Origin of the sequence: uncultured Cocleimonas sp. (genome assembly GCF_947495625.1) — a bacterium.
Taxonomy (GTDB): domain Bacteria; phylum Pseudomonadota; class Gammaproteobacteria; order Thiotrichales; family Thiotrichaceae; genus Cocleimonas.
On sequence record NZ_CANLZW010000003.1, the window covers coordinates 142,321 to 164,667 of the forward strand.

Annotated in this window: 23 protein-coding genes; 10 read left to right on the forward strand and 13 right to left on the reverse strand. The window is 39.0% G+C overall.

Annotation, left to right across the window (positions count from 1 at the left end):
- Positions 1 to 37: 37 nt before the first annotated feature.
- Positions 38 to 826: a TerC family protein gene (locus Q1A31_RS02895; protein WP_299872069.1), complete on the reverse strand. Its 789-nt coding sequence runs from the start codon at positions 824 to 826 to the stop codon at positions 38 to 40.
- A gap of 31 nt (positions 827 to 857) precedes the next feature.
- Positions 858 to 1,535, reverse strand: a complete 678-nt coding sequence (locus Q1A31_RS02900; RefSeq protein WP_299872072.1) for an arginine N-succinyltransferase — start codon at positions 1,533 to 1,535, stop codon at positions 858 to 860.
- A 135-nt stretch (positions 1,536 to 1,670) separates the two neighbouring features.
- Between Q1A31_RS02900 and ccmA the strand changes: the two genes are divergently transcribed.
- The 9 genes from ccmA (at position 1,671) to ccmI (ending at position 8,926) form a co-directional block, all read left to right on the forward strand.
- On the forward strand, positions 1,671 to 2,306 hold the full coding sequence (gene ccmA, locus Q1A31_RS02905; protein WP_299872225.1) for a cytochrome c biogenesis heme-transporting ATPase CcmA: 636 nt from the start codon (positions 1,671 to 1,673) through the stop codon (positions 2,304 to 2,306).
- On the forward strand, positions 2,299 to 2,970 hold the full coding sequence (gene ccmB, locus Q1A31_RS02910) for a heme exporter protein CcmB (RefSeq protein ID WP_299872075.1): 672 nt from the start codon (positions 2,299 to 2,301) through the stop codon (positions 2,968 to 2,970). The genes ccmA and ccmB overlap by 8 nt, the downstream gene beginning before the upstream one ends.
- Before the next feature lie 193 nt (positions 2,971 to 3,163).
- A complete protein-coding gene (gene ccsA, locus Q1A31_RS02915; protein ID WP_299872078.1) occupies positions 3,164 to 3,907 on the forward strand; it encodes a cytochrome c biogenesis protein CcsA in 744 nt (247 codons plus the stop codon).
- A gap of 49 nt (positions 3,908 to 3,956) precedes the next feature.
- Positions 3,957 to 4,136: a heme exporter protein CcmD gene (ccmD, locus tag Q1A31_RS02920; RefSeq protein WP_299872081.1), complete on the forward strand. Its 180-nt coding sequence runs from the start codon at positions 3,957 to 3,959 to the stop codon at positions 4,134 to 4,136.
- A 9-nt stretch (positions 4,137 to 4,145) separates the two neighbouring features.
- Positions 4,146 to 4,610 carry a cytochrome c maturation protein CcmE gene (locus tag Q1A31_RS02925; protein ID WP_299872084.1) on the forward strand — a complete coding sequence of 155 codons (465 nt, stop codon included), beginning with the start codon at positions 4,146 to 4,148 and terminating at the stop codon, positions 4,608 to 4,610.
- Positions 4,610 to 6,607, forward strand: coding sequence for a heme lyase CcmF/NrfE family subunit (locus Q1A31_RS02930; protein ID WP_299872087.1), 1,998 nt, complete (start codon positions 4,610 to 4,612; stop codon positions 6,605 to 6,607). Before Q1A31_RS02925 ends, Q1A31_RS02930 begins: the two co-directional genes overlap by 1 nt.
- Positions 6,604 to 7,155 (forward strand): DsbE family thiol:disulfide interchange protein, encoded by a 552-nt coding sequence (locus Q1A31_RS02935; RefSeq protein WP_299872090.1) that lies wholly within the window; start codon positions 6,604 to 6,606, stop codon positions 7,153 to 7,155. Before Q1A31_RS02930 ends, Q1A31_RS02935 begins: the two co-directional genes overlap by 4 nt.
- Positions 7,152 to 7,631, forward strand: a complete 480-nt coding sequence (locus Q1A31_RS02940; RefSeq protein WP_299872092.1) for a cytochrome c-type biogenesis protein — start codon at positions 7,152 to 7,154, stop codon at positions 7,629 to 7,631. Before Q1A31_RS02935 ends, Q1A31_RS02940 begins: the two co-directional genes overlap by 4 nt.
- Before the next feature lie 5 nt (positions 7,632 to 7,636).
- Positions 7,637 to 8,926, forward strand: a complete 1,290-nt coding sequence (ccmI, locus tag Q1A31_RS02945; protein WP_299872094.1) for a c-type cytochrome biogenesis protein CcmI — start codon at positions 7,637 to 7,639, stop codon at positions 8,924 to 8,926.
- A gap of 2 nt (positions 8,927 to 8,928) precedes the next feature.
- On the opposite strand, the gene Q1A31_RS02950 is transcribed toward ccmI, so the two are convergent.
- From Q1A31_RS02950 to soxR, 10 genes are all read right to left on the reverse strand, one after another.
- Positions 8,929 to 10,284: a hypothetical protein gene (locus tag Q1A31_RS02950; RefSeq protein ID WP_299872096.1), complete on the reverse strand. Its 1,356-nt coding sequence runs from the start codon at positions 10,282 to 10,284 to the stop codon at positions 8,929 to 8,931.
- Between the two features lie 134 nt (positions 10,285 to 10,418).
- Positions 10,419 to 12,236, reverse strand: coding sequence for a hypothetical protein (locus Q1A31_RS02955; protein ID WP_299872098.1), 1,818 nt, complete (start codon positions 12,234 to 12,236; stop codon positions 10,419 to 10,421).
- Positions 12,237 to 12,349: 113 nt separating this feature from the next.
- A complete protein-coding gene (locus Q1A31_RS02960) occupies positions 12,350 to 13,963 on the reverse strand; it encodes a hypothetical protein (protein ID WP_299872101.1) in 1,614 nt (537 codons plus the stop codon).
- A gap of 1 nt (position 13,964) precedes the next feature.
- Positions 13,965 to 14,594 carry a hypothetical protein gene (locus Q1A31_RS02965; RefSeq protein WP_299872104.1) on the reverse strand — a complete coding sequence of 210 codons (630 nt, stop codon included), beginning with the start codon at positions 14,592 to 14,594 and terminating at the stop codon, positions 13,965 to 13,967.
- Positions 14,595 to 14,629: 35 nt separating this feature from the next.
- Positions 14,630 to 15,244 carry a hypothetical protein gene (locus tag Q1A31_RS02970; RefSeq protein ID WP_299872107.1) on the reverse strand — a complete coding sequence of 205 codons (615 nt, stop codon included), beginning with the start codon at positions 15,242 to 15,244 and terminating at the stop codon, positions 14,630 to 14,632.
- Between the two features lie 42 nt (positions 15,245 to 15,286).
- The gene (locus Q1A31_RS02975; RefSeq protein ID WP_299872110.1) at positions 15,287 to 16,312 is read right to left on the reverse strand and encodes a MotA/TolQ/ExbB proton channel family protein; all 1,026 of its coding nucleotides are present in this window, start codon (positions 16,310 to 16,312) and stop codon (positions 15,287 to 15,289) included.
- Positions 16,313 to 16,703: 391 nt separating this feature from the next.
- Complete coding sequence (locus Q1A31_RS02980; protein WP_299872113.1) at positions 16,704 to 17,399, reverse strand: ankyrin repeat domain-containing protein; 696 nt, start codon at positions 17,397 to 17,399, stop codon at positions 16,704 to 16,706.
- A gap of 23 nt (positions 17,400 to 17,422) precedes the next feature.
- Entirely contained in the window at positions 17,423 to 18,172 is a 750-nt protein-coding gene (locus tag Q1A31_RS02985) for a c-type cytochrome (protein ID WP_299872116.1), read from the reverse strand.
- 300 nt (positions 18,173 to 18,472) lie between these two features.
- Positions 18,473 to 19,420 (reverse strand): transaldolase, encoded by a 948-nt coding sequence (gene tal / locus Q1A31_RS02990; protein ID WP_299872118.1) that lies wholly within the window; start codon positions 19,418 to 19,420, stop codon positions 18,473 to 18,475.
- 327 nt (positions 19,421 to 19,747) lie between these two features.
- Entirely contained in the window at positions 19,748 to 20,206 is a 459-nt protein-coding gene (gene soxR, locus Q1A31_RS02995) for a redox-sensitive transcriptional activator SoxR (protein WP_299872121.1), read from the reverse strand.
- A gap of 105 nt (positions 20,207 to 20,311) precedes the next feature.
- On the opposite strand from soxR, the gene Q1A31_RS03000 reads away from it, so the two are divergent.
- Positions 20,312 to 20,692 carry a VOC family protein gene (locus Q1A31_RS03000; protein ID WP_299872123.1) on the forward strand — a complete coding sequence of 127 codons (381 nt, stop codon included), beginning with the start codon at positions 20,312 to 20,314 and terminating at the stop codon, positions 20,690 to 20,692.
- Positions 20,693 to 21,120: 428 nt separating this feature from the next.
- Here the strand turns inward: Q1A31_RS03000 and Q1A31_RS03005 are convergent, their stop codons facing one another.
- Positions 21,121 to 22,101, reverse strand: a complete 981-nt coding sequence (locus tag Q1A31_RS03005; protein ID WP_299872126.1) for a hypothetical protein — start codon at positions 22,099 to 22,101, stop codon at positions 21,121 to 21,123.
- Between the last annotated feature and the right edge of the window lie 246 nt (positions 22,102 to 22,347).

The window sequence follows — 22,347 nt, forward strand, 5'->3', positions numbered from 1 at the left end:
TATTAATATTAAATTAGGCATTTTTGTCTTGTCGCACTTAGGATTTCTTTATTGGATCTACTTTTAATGAAAGTAAACGCTTTTGATAACGAGATTGGACAATTTCGACGATTACCATTACAAAGATTATGAGGTAGAAAGTCGCTTTACTCATCGGTGTGATTTCAGTATCAAATAGCTTGAGGTGAGCATCGTGCGCGCCTTCTGACAATAGCATTGCTCCGACTAAAAACAGTATGAATAAGCCCACTACTTCGTACATTCTGTTCTTCTTTAAAAATTCGGTTACTTTATCGGCGAGCACAATCATCATAATTCCACCGATTACAATAGCGGTTGCCATAATTACGAAGTTTTTAGTGAGTGCCATAGCGCTCAATATAGAATCGAAAGAGAAAATCGCATTCATTATAACAATTGAAAACAGAACCATTGCTACAGATGCAGGCTTACGTTCTTTATTTGCATCTTCTTCAAGCATCATCATGTGAGTAATTTCTTTAAGCGCGGTGTAGATTAAGAATACGCCACCTATCAAAACGACAATGCTCTTGAGATTGAATGTCCCTTGAATAATGCCTTTGATATCTAAAGAGAATAATTCATTGGTAAATAGGCTGAGGACTTTCAACAATGCAAACAACAAGACAATACGTAATAAAACGGCTAGCCCAATGCCCCATTTGCGTACTTTTGATTGTTTAGATTTCTCTACTCGTTGTGATTCTAGTGAAATATATAAAAGGTTATCGAAACCTAGAACAGCCTGAAGCATGACTAGCATGCCTAGTGTAAATAGATTTTCTAAAGTAAAAAGCCCTTCCATTTTTATTTTCCTTATTTTGATTTAAAGGATTCTATTCCTTTAATTTTATTTTTAATTGACCTTCGGCAACCGATATATTTTCAACACCATCAGCAAAAGATTTCCAGAAACCTTCATCGCCACCAAATTCTTTGACGAGATCAACGTTCTTTAAATTACCTAACCAGGCGTTAGGAACAGGGACTCCCCAAACACTCACGCCTTTCAAGATGACAATTGGTCGTCCATTAGCGTATGCAAGTTCAGCGCCAGCCTTTAATTTTAGTGTTTTTCCTCCTAAAAAAGGAAAATCAGGGTCTAACGGAATAAGCATTTTTGCGCTAGCTAGGTTGTCGGCTAGATCAATAGCTATTTTTTCAGCCAGGTCTGTGTTTTTTGCCAGCATTGCATTGAGTTCTTTTTCGCTAAAGAAAATCTCACGTTTGCTAGGGTCTTCTGAATAAGGTTCTGGTGTTAAATCATCCGTGTTTTCTTGGGTAGAGCTCGAAGCTAAGGTCGGTAAGCCAAATTGTTTAAGTTTCTTATTTAATGTGGATTCTTCTTTTTGGCTTAGCTCAACTGGTTCGAGTTTCTTTTGTGTTAAATAATTAAACACAAAAATAGTTGCAACGATTGATATAACAACTGTGATGAACATGATGCCTATAGTTTTAAGACAACCACCTTTTTTTTCCTGTGGCTGTTGTGCCGGGAATTCGTTAATACTCATAAGTTTGATTTTTATCTAGGAAAGAGAGTTCATGAAGAATTAGCGCACATAATACAGGTATAATGGAGTTTGTGACAAGATCGACACAAAGCCACTCGACCACGACCATTAATTTAACTAAACTCCCTCGCTATGATGCTAGAAGTTAAAAATTTGACCTGTACCCGAGGTGATCGAGAGCTATTCTCAGACTTATCATTTAAGTTAGAGAATAGCCAATTGATGCGTCTGGAAGGCACTAACGGTAGCGGTAAAACGACCTTGCTTAGAACCCTTTGCGGATTATTTCTGGCGGATGAAGGTGAGATATTGTGGGATGGGGTTGAAATAAAAAAGCAAGATGAGGCCTTCCGTAAAGAGCTGCTTTATCTCGGACATCAGAATGCAATTAAGTCTGACCTCACAGCTTATGAAAACTTAAAACTCAATTGCTTAATGTCAGGAATCAATGTTTCCCAAGAACAGCTGATGGATGCGCTGGATACTATTGGTTTGTTCGCATTTGAGGATTTTCCTGTGCGAACCCTTTCTCAAGGACAGAAGCGCAGAGTGGCGTTAGCAAAACTCTTGTTGAGTAAAGCCAAGTTGTGGATTTTAGATGAGCCATTTGTGGCATTAGATGCGGCTGCAGTTGAGCAGTTACAATCCATTATTGCAAAACACGTCGAAAGTGGGGGGGGGGTAATCTTAACCACGCATCAGGAAGTTCCTCTTACTTCGGGTGAGTTGGTGAGGATTTCACTCAATAAGGAAAAAACTAGCCATGTTTAGTGCTTTCTTATTGATCTTAAAGCGTGATTTGCTTTTGGCGATGCGTCGCCGAAGTGAAATATTTACCGTGCTGTTTTTTTTCATTGTGGTAATCAGTTTATTCCCACTGGGAATTAGTACTGAAGATCAACTTTTAAAGCAGATTGCACCCGGTGTGGTCTGGGTTGCTGCTCTATTGGCATCGACATTGGCGCTCGACAGGCTGTTTTCTGATGACTATGAAGATGGAACATTGGAACAAATGACTCTGACGCCTGTCTCATTACCGATTGTGGTTCTGGCTAAAATGATTGCCCATTGGCTATTAACCGGACTGCCACTGGTGCTGATTTCACCGTTAGTAGGCTTATTCTATCATTTACCCTTCGAATCGATAAAAGTAATGATGCTCGTTTTATTATTAGGCACACCGGTTTTAAGCATGTTGGGTGCTATTGCCGCAGCTTTAACCTTAGGTTTGCGCGGTGGTGGTGTACTGGTGTCGTTATTGGTATTGCCATTGTATATACCTGTATTGGTATATGGTGCCGGTGCTATTTCAACTAGTATGGTTGAAGGTTTAAGTATTCAGCCCTATGTTTTATTACTATCTGCCTTTATGTTACTGGCGATTATTTTCTCGCCGTGGGCTACTGCTGCTGCAATAAAAATCTCAATAGAGTGAGTTAATCGCAACATTGGTATAGGTAGTGGTATTAAAAACACTTTGTTTGCTAGTTTAATGATCCTTATCAAAAACAGGCTAAAAGGTCGGGGGTGTGTTTAGAAACTAAGGCTAAGATGTAGATAAGATTGTGTGTTTTAACGAATTAATGAGCAAGAATTAACAAATATCAAGGTAGAAGATACGATTTAATATGAAAATAAACTGGTTCAAATATTCAGCACCTATGAATTTTTACCCGCTAGCAGGTAAATTGATTCCGTTATTCTGGATTTTAGCAATTGCGTTAATAGCGCTCGGATTGTACTGGGGTTTTTTTAAAACCGCAGACGTATTGAGCGATCAGAAACAATATTATCGAATCATCTATGTGCATGTCGCTTCTGCGTGGATGGCAATGTGGCTGTACGCGGTTATGGTAGCGTGGGCGATGGTGGGTTTGGTGTTTAATACCCGCTTATCTTTTATGATGGCATCTGCTACCGCAATTACAGGAACAGTGATGACCGTTATCGCCTTGGCGACAGGTGCTATATGGGGTAAAACAAGCTGGGGAACATGGTGGGACTGGGATCCTAAATTAACCAGCTTTTTGATACTGTTATTTGTTTATATTGGGTATATCGCATTACAGTCCGCTATTGATGATGTACGACGATCTGATAAAGCATCTGCTCTATTAGCTTTGGTTGGTCTGGCTTTAGTGCCTATTATTTACTACGCAGTAAATTGTCCAGATCCAAATGAGTGTGCTTCTTTGCATCAAGAGTCTTCACTCGAACGTGTTGAGTCTAATATATTGATTGCGATGTTAATTACTACATTAGGTTTTTGGATGTATAGTTTTGCGACGATATTAATGAGAGTAAGAACAATTATACTTGAGCGGGAACGAAATACGTCTTGGGTGTCTAAGCTTAAAGAATTTAATAACTAGAAAATAGAATTAAGGTAGATTTTGGATAAGTTGCTGAGAGGAATCGTTTATGAATGAATTTTTCCACATGGGTGGATTTGGCGCTTATATCTGGAGTGCAATGGGAATTGCTGCTTTATTGATGGTGTTAGAACCAGTGACATTAGTATTTAGAAGACGCTCAGTGATAGCCCAGATTAAACGAAATAAACGCCTTGAAGAAAGACGTTTGAATAACGAAAAGAATTAGAGGTTTATTATGAAACCAAGAAATAAGCGACTTGCCTTTGTTTTACTTGCGTTGGTTAGCGTTGGCGCAGCGTCAGCATTAATCAGTAAAGCGATGAAAGGAAATCTGGCGTATTTGCATAGTCCAGAAGAGGTTTTAAATGGCGTTGTTCCTAAAGGACAAGTGTTTCGTCTAGGTGGTCTGGTAAAAGAGGGTAGTCTGGAAAGAAGTGACTCCAAGCTAGAAGCCCGATTTATTGTTAGAGATAACCGTGATAATGAAATTACCGTTGTTACAGATAAAATCCTCCCGGATTTATTCAAAGAGGGTAAAAGTCAGGTATCAAGGGGCAAGATGGCTGATGATGGTTTGTTTTATGCCGATGAAGTTCTGGCAAAACATGATGCGGAATATATGCCTCAAGAACTCAAAGATACACTAGAAAAAGAGCATACTCCACAAGCAGCATCCTCAACAAAAGGTGGCACTTACTAATGATTCCTGAAATCGGACATTTTGCACTTATATTAGGTTTATCGGTTGCTGTAGTTCAAGGTATATTCCCGATGTGGGGATCATTAACAGGTAAGTCACAGTGGGTGGCGCTAGCAAAGCCCGCAGCATTTGCACAACTATTTTTTGTGTTCATTTCTTTTCTCTGTTTGCTTTATGCATTCCTTACCAATGATTTCTCGGTAAAGTACGTTGCAACTAACTCTAACTCTCAAATGCCTACAATTTTCAGAGTGTCCGCATTATGGGGGGCGCATGAAGGTTCGTTATTACTTTGGTCGCTAGTGTTAGCCGGCTGGGGAGCAGCAGTCGCTTATTTTAGTAAAGGTATTCCTGCTATCATGCTATCACGTGTACTAAGTGTGATGGGGTTAATCGGTGTTGGTTTCATGCTGTTTGTGATTATCACCTCAAATCCATTTGAACGATTATTGCAAATTCCAGCTGAAGGCAGACAGCTCAATCCATTACTACAAGATATTGGCTTAGCAATACACCCTCCGATGCTTTATATGGGCTACGTTGGATTGTCAGTTGCATTTTCTTTTGCCATGGCAGCAATGATTGGCGGCAAGCTTGACGCAGCATGGGCACGTTGGGCTCGACCTTGGACAAATATTGCATGGATGTTCTTAACCTTAGGCATCGCACTAGGTAGTTGGTGGGCATACTACGAGCTTGGCTGGGGCGGATGGTGGTTCTGGGATCCTGTTGAAAATGCATCACTAATGCCTTGGATTATTGCGACAGCATTGATTCACTCTTTAGCGGTAACCGAGAAAAGAGCAAGCTTCAAAGCATGGACAGTATTGTTATCGATAATGGGTTTTTCATTGAGCTTATTAGGGACTTTCCTGGTACGTTCAGGCGTACTCACTTCCGTACATTCATTTGCTAGTGATCCAGAACGTGGTCTGTTTATACTTATTTTCTTATTAGTAGTGATTGGCTCGTCATTATTATTATTTGCATTCCGCGCTCATAAGTTACGTTCCATGGGCACATTCTCTATTGTGTCTCGCGAAGCAGGTTTATTAGTTAACAATGTAATTCTTGTGGTAATGACAGCTACGGTATTGTTAGGAACACTTTATCCTCTGATTATAGACGCCTTAGGTTCCGGAAAGATCTCGGTGGGACCACCATACTTTAATAGTGTAATGGTTCCGTTATCCATCTTATTGTTTATTGTGATGGGCACTGGATTTTATTTGCGCTGGAAAAAAGACGACCCCAAAAGAATTTTAAAGAAAGTCTGGATCCCTTTGGTTGTCAGCTTGATTGCAGCATTCGTTCTCCCTTTGGTTACAGTGTCTGATTTTAACATCAAAACCACGATTGGTTTGTTTGCCGGAAGCTGGGTTTCATTAGCTGCAATAATGTGGGTTGTGAGTTTAGGTCGTTCCCCATTTAAATTACCGTTAGGAACTTGGGGCTCTGTAATTGCTCACATAGGCATGGCTATGACGGTAATAGGTGTCACTTTAGTTTCATTATATGACACTGAAAAAGATGTGCGTCTTGAAGTTGGGCAAAGCTATGAAATGGCAGGTTATAACTTTAGCTTTAAAGGCGTTGAGTCCGTTAAAGTAGATAATTACGTCGCAAATAGAGCGAGTATGGATGTCACTAAGGACGGTGAATTAGTTTCTGCAATGCATCCTGAAAAGCGTGATTACGGTCGTGATCAAATGCCTATGACAGAAGCAGGAATTGATGCTGGTTTTACCAGAGATTTATTCGTTGCTCTCGGTGAGCCTTTAGGTAATAACGCCTGGAGCTTTCGCATATATCATAAGCCTTTTGTAAGGTGGATCTGGATGGGCGCTATTTTGATGGGATTAGGTGGATTATTAGCTGCATTTGATAAGCGTTATCGTCGAGTAAGAAAAGTTAAAGTAGTTGATGATCAAGATGTAGATTTGAGTACTGCTGCTGTTTCTACTAATTCTCCTAAGACGTCGGGCGCACCTGCATGAGTAAGAAATACTTTGTACCGCTGATTGGATTTGGTGCGTTAGTGGCGTTGCTTTTATTCGGTCTATCTAATGATCCCAAGCTTATACCGTCACCATTTATAGGTCAGCCAGCACCAGAATTTAAGCTGCCTAAAATGTACAAGCCTGACGAAACTATTTCTGTGAGTGATATGAAAGGTGAAGTCTGGGTGTTAAATCTGTGGGCATCATGGTGTGTATCTTGTAGAGCAGAACATAAAGTGTTGAGTCGCTTAATTGCGGAGAAAAAAGTCCCTACCGTTGGTTTGAATTATAAAGACTATGGAACTGAAGACTATGGTGATGATGCACTTCAGTGGCTGGCAACGTTGGGTAATCCTTACACTGCTGTTGCTGTTGACACAAAAGGCATGGCGGGAATTGACTGGGGTGTTGTGGGTGTTCCCGAAACATTTGTCATAGATAAGAAAGGTATCGTGCGTTATAAATTTACCGGACCTGTCTATCCAGATGCTGTGGATGATATTTTGATCCCATTAATAGATAAGTTGAGAGCGGAAGCAGGATGAAACGGTATTTAGGAATATTTGTATTTCTGACAGTAATGTTCGGTGTTACATCTCATGCGGTTCAGATTGAATTTCATCAGTTTGATAGCAAGGAGCAAGAACAGCTTTATCTCCAGCTTATTGCTGAATTACGCTGTGTTAAGTGCCAAAACCAGAATCTAGCGGAGTCAAATGCCGAACTGGCAACAGACATGCGCAAGAAGACTTACGAGATGATTAAGGAAGGCAAATCTCGTGCTGATGTAGTGAGTTATATGACAGCTCGTTATGGTGACTTTGTGCTGTACAAACCACCTTTTAAAACTAAAACTCTATTGCTCTGGATAGGGCCACCTATCTTTTTATTATTAAGCTTGTTTTTGTTAGTGAAACTCATACGAAAGCAGGGACACGAAAAGTCTGAAGCATTGACTGAATCGCAACGCGAGTCAGTACGTGCAGCCTTAGACACTAAACAACCCAACCAAGAGAAATAAGTTTGATGTTTTGGATAATCTGTACGATTTTAGTATTGATCGCTTTTGCATTTGTTTTCCCTTCTTTAAGAAAAAACCATGTTGATCAAGATGCAAGCAAGCAACAAAATATATTCATTGCTCAAGAACAGCTCGCTGATTTAGAGAGTCGTTTTGAAAATGCCGAGATAGATGAGGAGAGTTATCAATCAACTAGAGATGAGCTGGAACAGTCTTTGTATGATGATTTAAAACAATCTGATTTGCTATTCGAATCCACGCAAGGAAAGAACAGTCAGACTAAGTCTTCGTTAGTAAGCATGGGATTTATTTTATTATTGATTCCAGTTATCGCTTTTCCGGTTTACTACAAGACAGGGAATATGGTTTTTACTAAAAATGTGGATGCAGTTGAAGCTGTAAGAGTAGAAAGAGATAAAGCTGTGCCAAAAAATGCGGATGGTACGCCAGATATAGAAACCATGGTTGCAGGCCTTCAGCAAAAAATGGAAAAAAATCCAGAGAATGCAAAAGGCTGGTATATGTTGGGTCGATCCTACATGGTGCTGGAGCGATACACTGATGCTGCGAAGTCTTTTGAACGCGCATATAAGCTAATGCCAGATTCGGCGAATGTTATGTTATCGTTGGCTGATTCATTATCAATGTCTCAACAAGGAAGCCTCATCGGAAGGCCAGGTAAATTAGTTAATGATGCGCTTAAAATAGAACCAGAGAATGTTACAGCGCTGTGGCTTTCGGGTATGTCGGCGCGTCAAAATGGTGACTACCAAGGTGCAATTGCTCAATGGAATAAGGTTTTGCCTTTAATTCAGGAAGCACCAAAACAGGTTGTGCAACTTAATAGTTTGATTTCAGAAGCACGCGGTAAATTACCAACAGATCAGCAAAATACTCAAGCTGAACCAATGACTCCCTCTGCAACTCAAGTCGCAACTGATGATAAGCCAGCAGCAGAAATAAAAGTCATGGTTTCACTCTCTGATGAACTCAAAGCCAAAGCCTCTCCAGATGATTTAGTCTTTATTTATGCTAAAGCCATGAGTGGCCCACCAATGCCATTAGCCGCAGTGCGTAAGCAAGTTAAAGACTTGCCCATAGAAGTTGCATTGAATGATGCTATGGCAATGATGCCTAATTTAAAAATGTCTGCGTTTGATACCGTCGTTGTTGGAGCTAGAGTGTCAAAAACCGGCCAGCCAATCGGACAGAATGGTGATCTATTTGCAGAAAAACGATCGATCAAGAGTGGAGAAAAGGTTTCAATCGAGATAAATGAAGTTTTAGTTAAATAAATTTAGTTATTTAACTGACTTGTGCTTTGAATTTTTTCGTTTGTATTTGGTGAAAGATCTACTTCAGATTGTGTTTTCTCTTGAGAACTTTGAGTTGGCTTTTCAGTAGTCGTTTTTTCTGCATTCATTGCTGCAATAATTGCATCTACTGCTGAAGTATTACTATTGTCTTTTGCTGGTTTTTTCAAACTGCTATCTGATGTTTTTTCTGTAGAGTTAGTTTCTTTGATTTTTATTTTTTCTACTAAGACAGTATCAACTTTCTTATTGTTTTCGTCATTGGTTGCTTCGCTTGTATAGCTTAGATCATCTTTATTCGGTGCTGAGACAGTCTTTTTTGCTAGCTCTGATGAGGCAGCAACTTCAGCTCTCTTCTTTTCAGTTACAGCAGCTTCTATTTTTGCTTTGGCCTCTAGTACTGGTGTTTTTTCTGATGCTATTTCAATATCTTGATTATTCTCTTTGGATTCAGCTTTCTCTTCTGCTTGTTTTTTAATTGCTGCTGTTATCGCATCTATTTCAGTTTCTTGAGATTTTGCAATAGAGTTAGTTTCAACTTCTTTCTCTTTAGGTGACGGTTGATTGTTTACGCTGTCATCTTGAGCTACTTCTTCCTTAATAGTAACTACTTGTGAAGGAGATTCTGTTTGAATGGCTGGTTCAGTTTTTTCAATTTCACTTTCGATGGTAACGATGGCTTGTTTTATTGTTTCTGTTGTTTCTGTTGTTTCTGTTGTTTCTGTTGTTTCTGTTGTTTCTGGGGTAGGGACAACAGTACTGGAAGTCTCAGTGGCCTCTTGATTATCTTGCTGTTTGAAAATCTCGTTGACGATCGATTCTGTTTCCTGTTTTTGAGTTTGAATAGAAACAGGCTGAAATTCTGTTATTTTAGAATCAAAATCAATTGAATCTGATTCAAAGACAATATCTTCTGGCAGTTCATCAGCATTATTATTATCAGTATTTTCATTATTGTCATCGGTATCAATAGCATTAATCACTTCACTGACTAGTTTTTGTGGTTCTTCGATATTCTCTAAATTGTCGTCTTCAGCTTTATTAAGTGCGGTGGTTTCAGCTTCTGTAATAATATTTTCTTCTTCTTTAGTAAGAATGGCTTCAGTCTTGTTAGAATTATCTGTCAGACTAGAAATATCCGTATTTACAACGCCTGTTTTAAAGTTCTGGAAATACGAGATAATTTCATCGGTAGATATGTGTTTATACACAAAACCGTATGTGAAAACGGATGCAAGCAAAGCTAGCCAAAGATAACCGAGAACACCAAAAAATCTAAATTTTTTCTCTTTAACGGGTTCTGGCTGAACATACTCAATTTTGTAGCGGCTTTGGGTCATTCTAGTTAGCTTATGTCGTGTTTGATGGTTGAAGAATATATGGCAAAGAACAGCATAATAAAGTCTGCGGCTAACATATCATACTAAACCCAGTGAGTTAATTTATAGCTAATACTAAAAGGTAATTTAACTGATTACCTTCTTAAGGAAGGAACTGGCCTGTTAAACAGTTCTTCATAGGCTGCTTTGGCTAATGCTTTTATTTCACTTTGATTTTTTGAAGTTAGTACTTTAAATATCGCTGTCTTTTCATCAACAGTAGCAATGTAATCCGGTTTAACTTCAATTCCGAGATATAGAGATTCCATGGTGTTGAAAATGATACTGGAAGCATAATACTCAGCTTGCCCCTTAGTCATTGGGTTCAATGAAAAGATTAACAGTTTGCTTAACCAAATCTTTTGTCCCTGGTCTGTATTAGCTAATTGCGCTAGATAAGCACCGAGTTCTTCAAGAGTATGGTCAATCCCATTCTCATCCAGTTTGTCTTTGAAGGTAGTCTTTAACCATCTAGGGGGATTCCATTCCTTTTTGTCTATTTGGTGATAGGCCTCGTGATATTCAATACTCGGCAATAGCACATCATCCAGCTTATGGAGAATTTCAGGCTCGAATTCCTTGCTAGCTATTTTTTTCTTTTGCTTTGTATTCGTTTCAGCCGTCTTTCCTAAAAGGACGCTAATAGCATCAAAACCATTACCAAAAATACTTGTTTCACTATTACTGTTCTCCCTTTGTAGCGTCTGTTGCATCTTGGCATTAGACATTCGGAACTTATCGCTGATCAGACTTTTAACCGCAACCTTAATATTTCGTTGATCTTTCTTATCTGGATAAATATCGGTTAAATCTTTCTTGTAGGCTTTTGTAACCGCCTCTTCAATTTCGTAATAGCCTTGCATCCAGTAGGGGATGATATAGTTTCTGCCCTGAAAGGTTAGGGCTGGTAATACAGATTCTTTGGCAAAGTTGGCAATACGCTCTAATAAAATAATCGAACCAATACCTCTATCTTTAAAGGTCAAGCCAAGCGCACTATCGACCGCAGGCACTTTATCGATACGCTTAACTCTGAATAAAGGTAGTTCTACCGTATCAGTATCGGTATCATAAAAAAGCTGTTTACGATCATCTACTTTATACGCCGTCATCATGGTGGTACGGCACAGCTCAGGGTTGTTATTGCTCATTAATGATTCAAGCTCTTTGAGCATCATCATTTGTTCGACAGGCGCGTCAATCAAAGAAGAACAGGGCATGGAGAATGATTTCGGCGATAAGTAAAAGGGTAAATTATGTTTATCGAAGATCGTATTCACCTCTTTGAATCCGAGCATGACTTCTTCACTGGTGCTTGCTGAATCTTTCAGTCTGCTTAACTGCTGTGCGACGATACTCCTAATACCATTTTTTTCAGGTAAATCGGTGAGTATTTTCTCCTCTACTTCTTTTATAGAGGTTTCTACATTGGATAGCGCTTTTTGTTGATCGTTATGAGTAAGAATGAGTTTTCTGTGAAGTAAATCAGAAAAGTAGGGTAGGTGATTGGCAAATATACTTTCGATTTTACGTTGTTGATGCCACTGATTTAAGCCAAATACACCAATCGCTAAACCGATTAGTGCAATCGGATAGATGATTTTAGATTTAAAGCCTAATGCTGAGATCGGATTTTTGATCTTGCTAACAATTGAGGGTGATTTAGTCTTTCCTGAAAGTTGAGCAATCAAAGCCTGTTTGTATTCACTGTCTTGTATTGGATAGATTTTTTGTGAACGAAAACCTTTTAATACTCTCTGTTTTACTTTCAGATAACGCAGTGCCAGCAAATAACGCAAAGGATAAATCCATCCTTTGTATGTTGCAGGATTTTCAAAGGTATCGTTGCTCATTGCCTGTATTTGAGCATGAGGCTGACTTTCAATCAGCGTTAGTATGATTGTATTGAGCATTTATATTCGCTCCTGCTTGCAAGTAGAAAGGTAATTGTTAAAGGTCACCCCCCCACTTATACGCCCTTTTTTTAAGCGATTTAACTTATTTAGAATGTTTCGTTTGATTAATTTCATTGTCTATTTAACCAGCCAGACACTTCGTTAATGACCTGAATACGTTCTGGCATGCTTTGTTTTACATAACAGTTTGCGGCATCCACTAAATTTCTGGCGCGATCGCGGATATCATCATCAGCAATCGAATCTTCAAGACCTCTTCTGAAACCACTCCAGTCCCAGCCACATATAAATTCGGGCATCAATTTAAATCTACTGGATAGATTATTTAGCGCAACGATAGAACTGGCATTGTCTTTATTCTGCATATAATAAATTGACGCCAATGTATCTTTGATCTGCTTGTAGCCGTCAGTTAATAAGCCGCTGGAATTGATTTCTTCCATTAAATCGTTGAAGGAATCGAGATCAATATTAGCTGTAACGTAGGTTTCGAGCAAATCAAGATCAATTTCAGAGATCACTTCACGGGTAGCCGCTGTTTGTTTTGGTGCATTCTTTAGAATAGTGCGACCCTTTTCTAACTCTGCTGTGGCTGTTTCAAGATCATCAAAGTATAACCACGCTAGCGCACCGGATTCACGATGTCGTGATGCCACATAAGCTGCGCTGAAGTCTTGTTTTCCCACGTATTCAGTTGCCTCTTGAAAGCATTGGTAAGATGATAAGGCACTCGCTTTATCGCCCATTTGATGGTTGATTGCAGTTAAGAACCAATAGACACTATTGATGTAACCTTCGTCGCCAGTACATTGTAGTTTGCGTGAATGCTCAATGGTTTTTTCTAAGTTCTTTTGCTTGTAGAAGCATTCCACGGCTAAATCTTCAAGATTGGCTTTAATGCGTCTTTCAGACTTCCGCCATTGTAGTTGCTCGCCAATGGTGTCGATGGATTTTTCTATCTTTTCGCAATCGAGTTCGGTGTCGAGTATCGTGTTATAGGCCTGCATTAACTGTACAACTTCTTCACGTCTTTCTCCCGGTGCACTGGGAATATCTTTACCTGCACAACTAACAGCAGGTTCTTTGCTGCATTGGAATGCGGGTCGACCAGGTCCTGTATTGCTTTTATTATTAGCCGCTCTTTCTCTGTCTCGGCGAATTTTTTCTAGTGCATCAGGTTGCATTAATGACTGCATAAACTCCATTGGAGATTGTGCGGAAGCGGATGACCTGCTGAAATCAAAGGTTAGCTCCGGGTTTTCTTGTTGCAAAGTGGTCATGATTTGCACCATCTGCTGTTTAGCCAGCCACTGGGTGAAAGCAAATTTTTCTGGATTGCTATCTTCCGGCAGCACTTCCGGCTTGTTGAGTTGTTTCCAGAGGAATGTAGCTCCGATGATAATCGCGAACAACGGGGTTAAGGTTAAAAAGATGAATTTCGCTCTGGTATGATCGCGTTTTTTTTCTATGCGACTTTCTAGCGCTTCCCCACGCTGTGTGGTGCGTTTGTCCGTGCTTTTAATGCTTTTTTGATAATACTTTTTTGCTTCTTCAGTTTGATCGGTATGGCGCATCAACTCTGCGATATTAAATAACAGTTCTGGATTTTCTGGATCACTTTTTAGCTTATTCTGCGCATGACTTAGCAGATCTTGCAGCGAAGTGTCATCCGCTAGTCCCCAACTCTTTTTTAATTGTGAAAAATGACTTTGATTCTTATTCATATCAGCCATCTCCCAGGTAAGAGGGTAGGTACTGACAACCGCCTCTAAAACGCTTATCGCATATATTAGCAGGCGCTTCGCTGTTCACCGGTTGCCAGCCAGATTTTACGCTTCTACCTTTGAGGAATTCACGTGCTTCGCGAAATGCTTCAAAGCCACTTCCCGAGATATTGCCATCTTCGCTACTGTCATAAACAAAGAAATAGGCGAATTGCTTTTGGCCATCGATAGCGCTTATGCTATTGCGTAGTTCTGAGTTGCGCTTTTGTAATTGATTAAATTTAGGCCAACTCTGCGTATCTCTTGCATAAAACGAGATACCATTTTCATCGTCTATCTTTCCTAATAAATCATGAAAATCTAATGAGAACAGTCTTTTGCTAGCCGCTGCACCGCTAGTTGCCTGTAAGGTTGCATTGGAGAATATAGTGTCTGTATCCAATGCGAGAATACGATCGTCTTTGGCAATGAAAAATACAGGACTAAGCTGAGTGCTATGTTCTAATGGTATTTCAAGTTGAAAGGTTTTGTTGTTGTCGTGTATGAGATTAATAACAGCGAATATGATCAGAATACCCACCGAATTGGATACGATATCTGTAAGTGAATCTAGGCTGATCAGGTTTCGCATGTTAAAAGTATTTCTATATTAGTCGGATTATTAAATTAATTTGTTTTTTTCTTAAGGTTAAGAGTCCAGTTCGCATCCAGAGGTTCCAAACCAATGCTAATAGATGCGGCATCCTGAGTGAAACTCATCACATCACGAATTTTTTGATATGCCTGGCTACCATTCGGGTAAATGCCAAATAGCAGAAATTCTTCGTATAAATAATTGGCTTTTAAGGCAATCTCGTTTAGCGTTCTAATGTCTTGCATGGCTTGTAAAATATCATCAACATCAGGTTCCGTTGCTAAACCCATTACAGGCCCACTATGCCTTTCTAATCGAAACATGGCACCTTCTCGACGTTGTAAAATATCTGTTATTACGACTTTATCAATCCCATCAACGGCATCTCTTAGTTTATCTAAATATTTAACGGGTGGGACGCTAATGATGCCATCTGGCAAACTGAAAATCTGGTAAGCAACTTTATAGCCTTGTTCTAATTGGGCTGTTAGCTCAATTTTTTGTGGCGCACTAAAGCTATTAAGAACATTGATAAAAGAAAGAACGCCCATGACACACAAGAAGATACTTAAAAACGGAAATAAGCTAACTTCCAGTTTTTCTTCTTTTGGATAGCGTGCGAGACGTGTAGCGCGAGACATTGCCATTACAGCTTATCTTTCCCTGTAATTGATTTTACTTCTAGTCGTCTACTTGCTGACATCTTTTTCATCGGCTTTAGAAGTGATTTTAGAGGTAAAAATAGTTTCGTACAGATCCTCCATGGTCTCTTGCAGAGCTTTGATCTGAGTGCTTAATAGTTTGATTTCACCTGCGACCTTATTGTTACTTTCATTATTACTGGCGTTTGAATCAGTTGAAGAGATGCTTACAGCATCAGATGAGTTATAAGTCGTTTTGCCATTAGCATCAGTCAGAAGTGGTTTGATGTCGTGATACCAGCGTTCATCCAGATCAATCAAATAAGCTTCTTCGGTTTTTTCCAGCGTTAACATAAGCATCATCAATGGAATACTTAAGAGTAATGCCAATAAAGTGGTGTCAAATGCGGTCGCTAAAGAACTAGTTACTAACGGTAGATTTTCTTTAAGCATTGCCGATACATCAGTCACAGAGTTAGTGCTGGTCATGGCATCTGAGAAATGTGAAATACCGTTACTGATTCCCCAGACTGTGCCGATAAAACCCATAATCGGAATTGCCCAAACCATAAAGCGAGAAAGCGAGAAAGACCCCTTCATGTACTCACGCTCTTTGATGGCAAATGTTTCATCAACGCTATCATCTTTATGATTCAGGTATAAAGAGAGTCGAGTGTTAAGTAAATTATTGGTTGGGATACCATTATCTTCGCTGATTTTTAGTGATTTTAAATGAAGGCTTTTGGCATCATTATCAATAATTGTTTCATCTTCGTTGATGCTGGAGCCGAGCTTATTCGCGAGCAATACACTGCGTTGCTGTTCTTTTTGAAGTTTTGATTTTTTTAACCAGAGGTGCAGAAAGCTGGCACAAAAAAACCACAAAATAATCGGAGATATCCAGTTACCAAAGAATATTTTAAAGGCACGAGGCACACTTTGAGAATCACCAAAAAACCAAAATAACGCTAGTGCTGGTAAAAGAATCAGAATAGCGGTGAGTGTCAGAGGTGATTTAAAAGGTTGTTCTACAGGGTATTGATTTAGCGTGTTATTTGAATTTTCTAAGGTCACGCGTGGAGCTCCAGTTTTAAATTATTAGTCGACAATTTATCACAGTTTAGACAGGAAGACAGAAGAAGAGTTCTTTAATTCTTAGATAAATTTTGGATAAGTAGCTGATGAATAAATGTTAAATCAATCATCCGTAAATAACTGAGTGTTTTTTATGCAAACTATGATTCATTCCAGTTTTTAAGACACCCCCTTACTTTTATGAGGTTTTTTGTTTTAATACAGATAACTCATTTATGCAGAGCTTAGTACTAGTTCGACTGAAAGGAGATACTAGAACTTAGCGTGTATATAGGCCTTTTTTCTCCAGCCTTGTTAAAATAGGCTCTAAAAGACACTCTACAGCAAGTGATGCCCTTATTTCAGAAGGTATATTTAAGATTTCGGAAATCTATTTACTATATTCACTGATCAAGGCAGAAATTTTGGCATTATGCGTTTCATCCGCAAACGTTTTGGGAGTTAAACCTTCCTTGTTCGCAATACTGAGTTGTTTTTTACTGCCTTTTTCCAATAATGTTTTAACGATATCCGGATGCTCGCTATAAATGGCTAACATTAAAGCCGTATTGCCATGATTGTTCTGTAATGTGGTATCTGCGCCAAAAGCGATGAGTTGGCGAACAACCAGATTGTGATTTCGCGATGCAGCAATCATCAAAGGATCATACCCATTGTAATCGCGCACCGAAATATCGGCACCCAGCTCTATCAACATCGCGGTGATTGCAGCGTGACCATATTGCGCAGCAATGATCAGAGGCGTTGATTTTTGAAAGTTCCTGGCTTCAATGTCAGCACCGTAAGATAGCAATAATGCTGTCATATCTACTTTTCCAGAATTTACCGCTGCGAGTAGTGGTGTCTCATCGTTGTAACCCTGTGCATTTACATCGACACCTTTGGCGAGTAAATCCTTAACTTTATCAATATCTCCTTCATAAGCGCTGATTAATAGCATTTCCTCTGCTTCTGAATTATCTATAGCGTTAACGTTGGTGATGGTAACTAACAGTAAGCAACTTATGGCTAAGGTAGCAAACATATTAATATGCGAGCGAGTAAAAATTTTGAGAAATTTTGACATGATAACAATCCTTGTATTTGCCATTATTTTTTATTTTTAGCGTTAGCGGGAACACTCACAAAATCGTCATGAAAATCTGGATTTTGCCAATCAGTGCTCTCGGCTACTTTATTTTTATCTGGCTTAATTCTGGAGATATAGTCAGCGACGGCACGAATTTCAGTGTCTGAAAAAGCTGCAATGCTTTGTCGCATTTTTTCATCACCGTTATTGCGAAGGCCTTCTTTTATCCATAGAATTTGTCGAAATGTATATTCGTAATGCTGTCCTTGAAGCAGTGGAAAACTTTTTTCGTTATTGCCTTCAGCGTTTGCGCCATGGCAACTTTGACATTGCTTGGTATAAAGCTCCTTTCCCAGTTTGAGGTTATCACCGTTGCCCACTGAATTTTTCGGCGTCATGGGAAGCGTTGTTATATAGCTAACCACATCAGCCACGCTTTGATGACCCTGATCAAAAATATCATCAGAAAAAGGAATCATCGTTGGTGCCTCACGATTCCCCATTTTGATATCAATTAATTGTTTTATAAGCACATTTGGGTGCTGTCCGGATAATTGGGGATAATTACCCTCTTCAGTTCCCCAGCCTTCAGGCGTATGGCAGAGTGCACAGGTGTGATATGCATCTTTGCCTTTTTTAGGATCACCTTTTAGCGCACTAACAGATGTAACATTGGGAGCCGCGATGGCAAAACCCATAAGGAAATGACTCAAAAAGCCAGTTAAGATTATACGCACAAGCCAATGCTTAGCGTGATTGTTTGATTTCATAAATTCCCCAATTTTGTTACTTCGGTGTTATTTTTTATTTTTCTATATCACTTGATTCATACATTATATAGAAAGACTATAAATAAGCAGTGCAAGAATAACAAACATTTGGCCTTGAGCCAGTAAATAACTGATTCTGAGCAATTTTATGGATTTTAGAATATATCCAGATCAGGGTAGCTGTAAAAAAGTGCCTAATAGTACGGGGGTGACTTAAATTGGTGACAAGAATGAGGATTGGGCAGTGCGAAACACTGCCCAAATTTTTTAACTTACATTAACTATCTAAAACAGTTCTATCTAAATACGCTCAGCAAACAAAGCAACTAATTTATCTTGATCAGCAGCAAAGCCGCGAATACCTTGAGCTAGTTTCTCCGTCGCCATTGCATCGGCATTCATCATCCAGCGGAATGCCGTCTCATCAAGCTCGATTTTCTCTTGAGCTTCACCCGTATTTTCCGCATCCAGTTGCTTTTCTAGTACGCTATCGTCTTGGCGTAATTCTTCAAGAAATTGAGGGCCAATCGTCAAATAATCACAACCTGCTAATGCCTCAATCTCACCACTGTTGCGGAAGCTCGCGCCCATCACAATCGTGTTGTAGCCATGCTGTTTATAATAGTTGTAAATCTTGGTAACTGAAACCACGCCTGGATCTTCTTTTGGTGCAAATTCCTGCTGCTCACCATTCGCTTTATACCAATCCAGAATACGACCAACAAACGGTGAGATTAAGAATACCTTTGCCTCTGCGCAAGCAACCGCCTGAGCAAAACCAAATAACAAGGTTAAGTTACAGGTAATGCCTTCCTGTTCGAGTTGACGTGCTGCTTGGATGCCTTCCCAAGTCGATGCAATTTTTATTAGCACACGATCTTTAGACACGCCTTGTGCTTCGTATAAGCTAATCAACGTTCTCGCTTTAGCAATTGTCGCTTCAGTATCGAAAGAGAGGCGCGCGTCAACTTCAGTCGAGACACGACCTGGGATGACTTTTAAAATCTCACAACCTATAGCCACTCCAAATTTATCCATGGCATCATCTATTTTGCTGGCGCTATCAGAGCCATTAGCTGAACTTAAGGCCCGATCGATATAATCAGAATAGTCTACATCTTGAGCAACCTTCAAAAGTAAAGATGGATTCGTCGTCGCATCCTGAGGTTTATATTCTTTAATCGCAGCCAAGTCGCCAGTATCGGCAACAACCACTGTCATATCTCTTAATTGGTCGAGTTTGTTCACGTAATCTCCTTTGAATTTTGCGTGCAATTCTATGTGATTGCATTTTGATGGTTAATTATTTTAATGGCTAGCAAAAGCCGATTGATGGAAGTGTAGTTGATTAATGCGTATTTGTATTAATACCCTAGTAATCTGGCGAATATCTAATAGTAATTATTCTAAGTATCAAAAATATGTAAATCACTGGGCTACTTGTTGTGGTTAAGAGTAGGCACTTTAAATGTAGGAAAATGACACCCCCATACTTATAGGGGCTTTTTTCATCTGAGTTAAAAGCAGGCTTGCAAAGCATAAATTCCAATATCGTTATTATAAGTAGAGGGTAATTCAACTACTTTTTGGCTTATCGCCCATTAGAAAGCGTGGTCCTGAACCTTTTTCTGCCATATTGTCATTTAAGTTATAAAGCTGGCATTTTTTTAACGACAGGCAACCGCAGCCGATGCAGCCTGATAATTTTGATTGTAATTCTCTAAGTTCACTAATCCTCAATTCGATATCTTTATTGAAACGCATGCTCAAGCGATCCCAGTCTGCTTTTGTCGGTGTGCGATTATTGGGTAATGAATCCAAAACACGTTTTATTTCTTGCAAAGAATAGCCAAGATTTTGTGAAATCAGGATAAAAGAAATCCGGCGAATCACCGAGCGATGGAAAAGCCGGTGTCCACTGGTACTTCTGGTAAAAGGTATCAGGTTTTCAGTCGCATAGAAGCGGATAGCGGAAACACTACTGCCAGTACGTTTGGCAATCAGGCCTATACTGATTAATGGGTCATTTTTCATTCTTTAAAATATAGTCAAATTAACCCTTGATCTCAAGTTAACTTAAGATATTAAAATATGTTCATTGAAGCAAACATATAACTTAAAAAGTATAAGGAGTTAACAATGAAAGCAGCCACTTTAGAACACGTAAATTTCACAGTAAAAGATCCTGACGATCTAGCAGCGCTTTTCTGTCGTCTATTTAATTGGAAAATAAGATGGTCAGGCGAAGCGTTAAATAACGGTAGAACCGTGCATGTGGGGAGTGATGATTCGTATCTCGCCTTATATACCCACGAAAATGCGACAGAGACTAGATCACGAAATCCAGAGATGATTAATAACCTGAACCATTTGGGTATAGTCGTTTCAGGTATTGATGAGGTCGAATTAAAAGTGAAAGAAGAAGGTTACGAACCGTTTAATCATGGCGATTATGAGCCAGGCAGGCGGTTCTATTTTATGATTGATGAGCTGGAAGTTGAGGTGGTTGATTATAGTTAGCTATTAGCTTTTCTGGGTTTATTTAGTCACCCGTACTTATAGGCACTTTTTTATAAAAACGGCCTAAAAGTACGGGGGTGTGCTTATGTATGTATATACGAGTGGGTGTTTTCGTAGCTTGGAGGCTTGGTGTATCTCCTCGAATACCGGTTTCTGGCTACGAGATACCTTTTTTTCAACAGCAAAAAAAACGTATCCCAAAAAATGCCGCCCAACAAACAAGCCGCAAGCGGTTCCCTCACTACTCGAAAATTGACGCGGTTTTAGAACTCGCTGCGCTCAAACAGCTAAAACCTTCATCGTCAATTCCCTGCGTGGCTCAGCTTGGTTGAATGGGATTGAAAAACATCGCTAGAATATAAAAAGTGCCTAAAAGTAGGGGGCTTTTTATTAAATTTATCTAATCAACATAAAGGATCAATTAGTGATTAAATGTCTTCATCAAAGGAATCCAGTGGTATATGTTTATCTTTACAATATGCTTCGAACTCTGAATCAAGCTTTAAATAATTGTCACAAAAACTATCTAATTCGTTTTTAATCGAATTTAAATATCTTTCAGATGCCGTTAATGTCTTTTCTGATAATTCTATAAAGTCTTCAAAAGCAGGGTTTATTTTGCATAGTTTATCGATAGTTTTAAAATCTAACTCTTTGTACTTTGAAGGAAAAAGAATTTTGCTTTCATACGGATTAGACTTTAATTCGATAACCCCAATACCAAATGATTGGTTTAATCTCTCGATTTCATTTATAAGACTGCTACTAATATCAAATGCAACCAGGTATCCGTAGTTAGCCCAACTTGAATTGGATACTGCTTGGAAGTATGTTTTTTTTAATTCGTAGTCTGTATTGATTTCTTTTTTTAGTTCATACGATGATATTTTGAAAGTATCTAAGTTATTGGTGACCTTCATGAGTGCCTGATTTGCTTTTGATGTTAAATGTATGAAATCAATTCCAACCATATCTGGGTGCACCCATTTTTGATGTCCGTCATTACTCATAGTTGATTGTTCATGAAAGATTGTCTTTGAGTATATATTTTGGTTTTTTAAGTAACTGCTGAGTAATTTATGTAAGTCTCTTTCTTGGTATGTTTTATTGGGCTGTTTGATTTCTTTTGTAGTTTCCTCTGTTAGTAAAGGAAAATCGTCAAAGTTAATTAGTTCTTCATATTTAGAAAGGTAATATAAGTAGATGGCCCCTTTTCCTTTGACTCTTTTAACTCTGGAGTCGTTATCCCGAATGAAACTTCCTAGCTGAGCTGAGATTGTTGCCTTGGGGGTTTTTCCTTGGGTGAATTTGTAATATCCATTACTAATAATATGCTCATAAACGGTAACATTATTTGCTAGATTTTTTAGATCTTCTAAAGTTTTTAGAATTGCTTCTTTGATAGTCATTTTATGAATTCAATTTATTTGTAAATGATTAATTGTGAGGTATCTTAACTAATTAATAATTGGTTTAATAGAGATTGATTTTAAGAAATAATGGATCAGAATGAAGGTTGTTTGAGCGAGGCACGAGCGAGTTCCCTTCATTCCCATTATTTCCCTCGATGAATTCAACTTGGCAATGGTTTAAATAAACGGCATTTCTTTGGTTACTTTCTTTTTGCTGTTTTGAAAAGAAAGTAACTCGGTGCT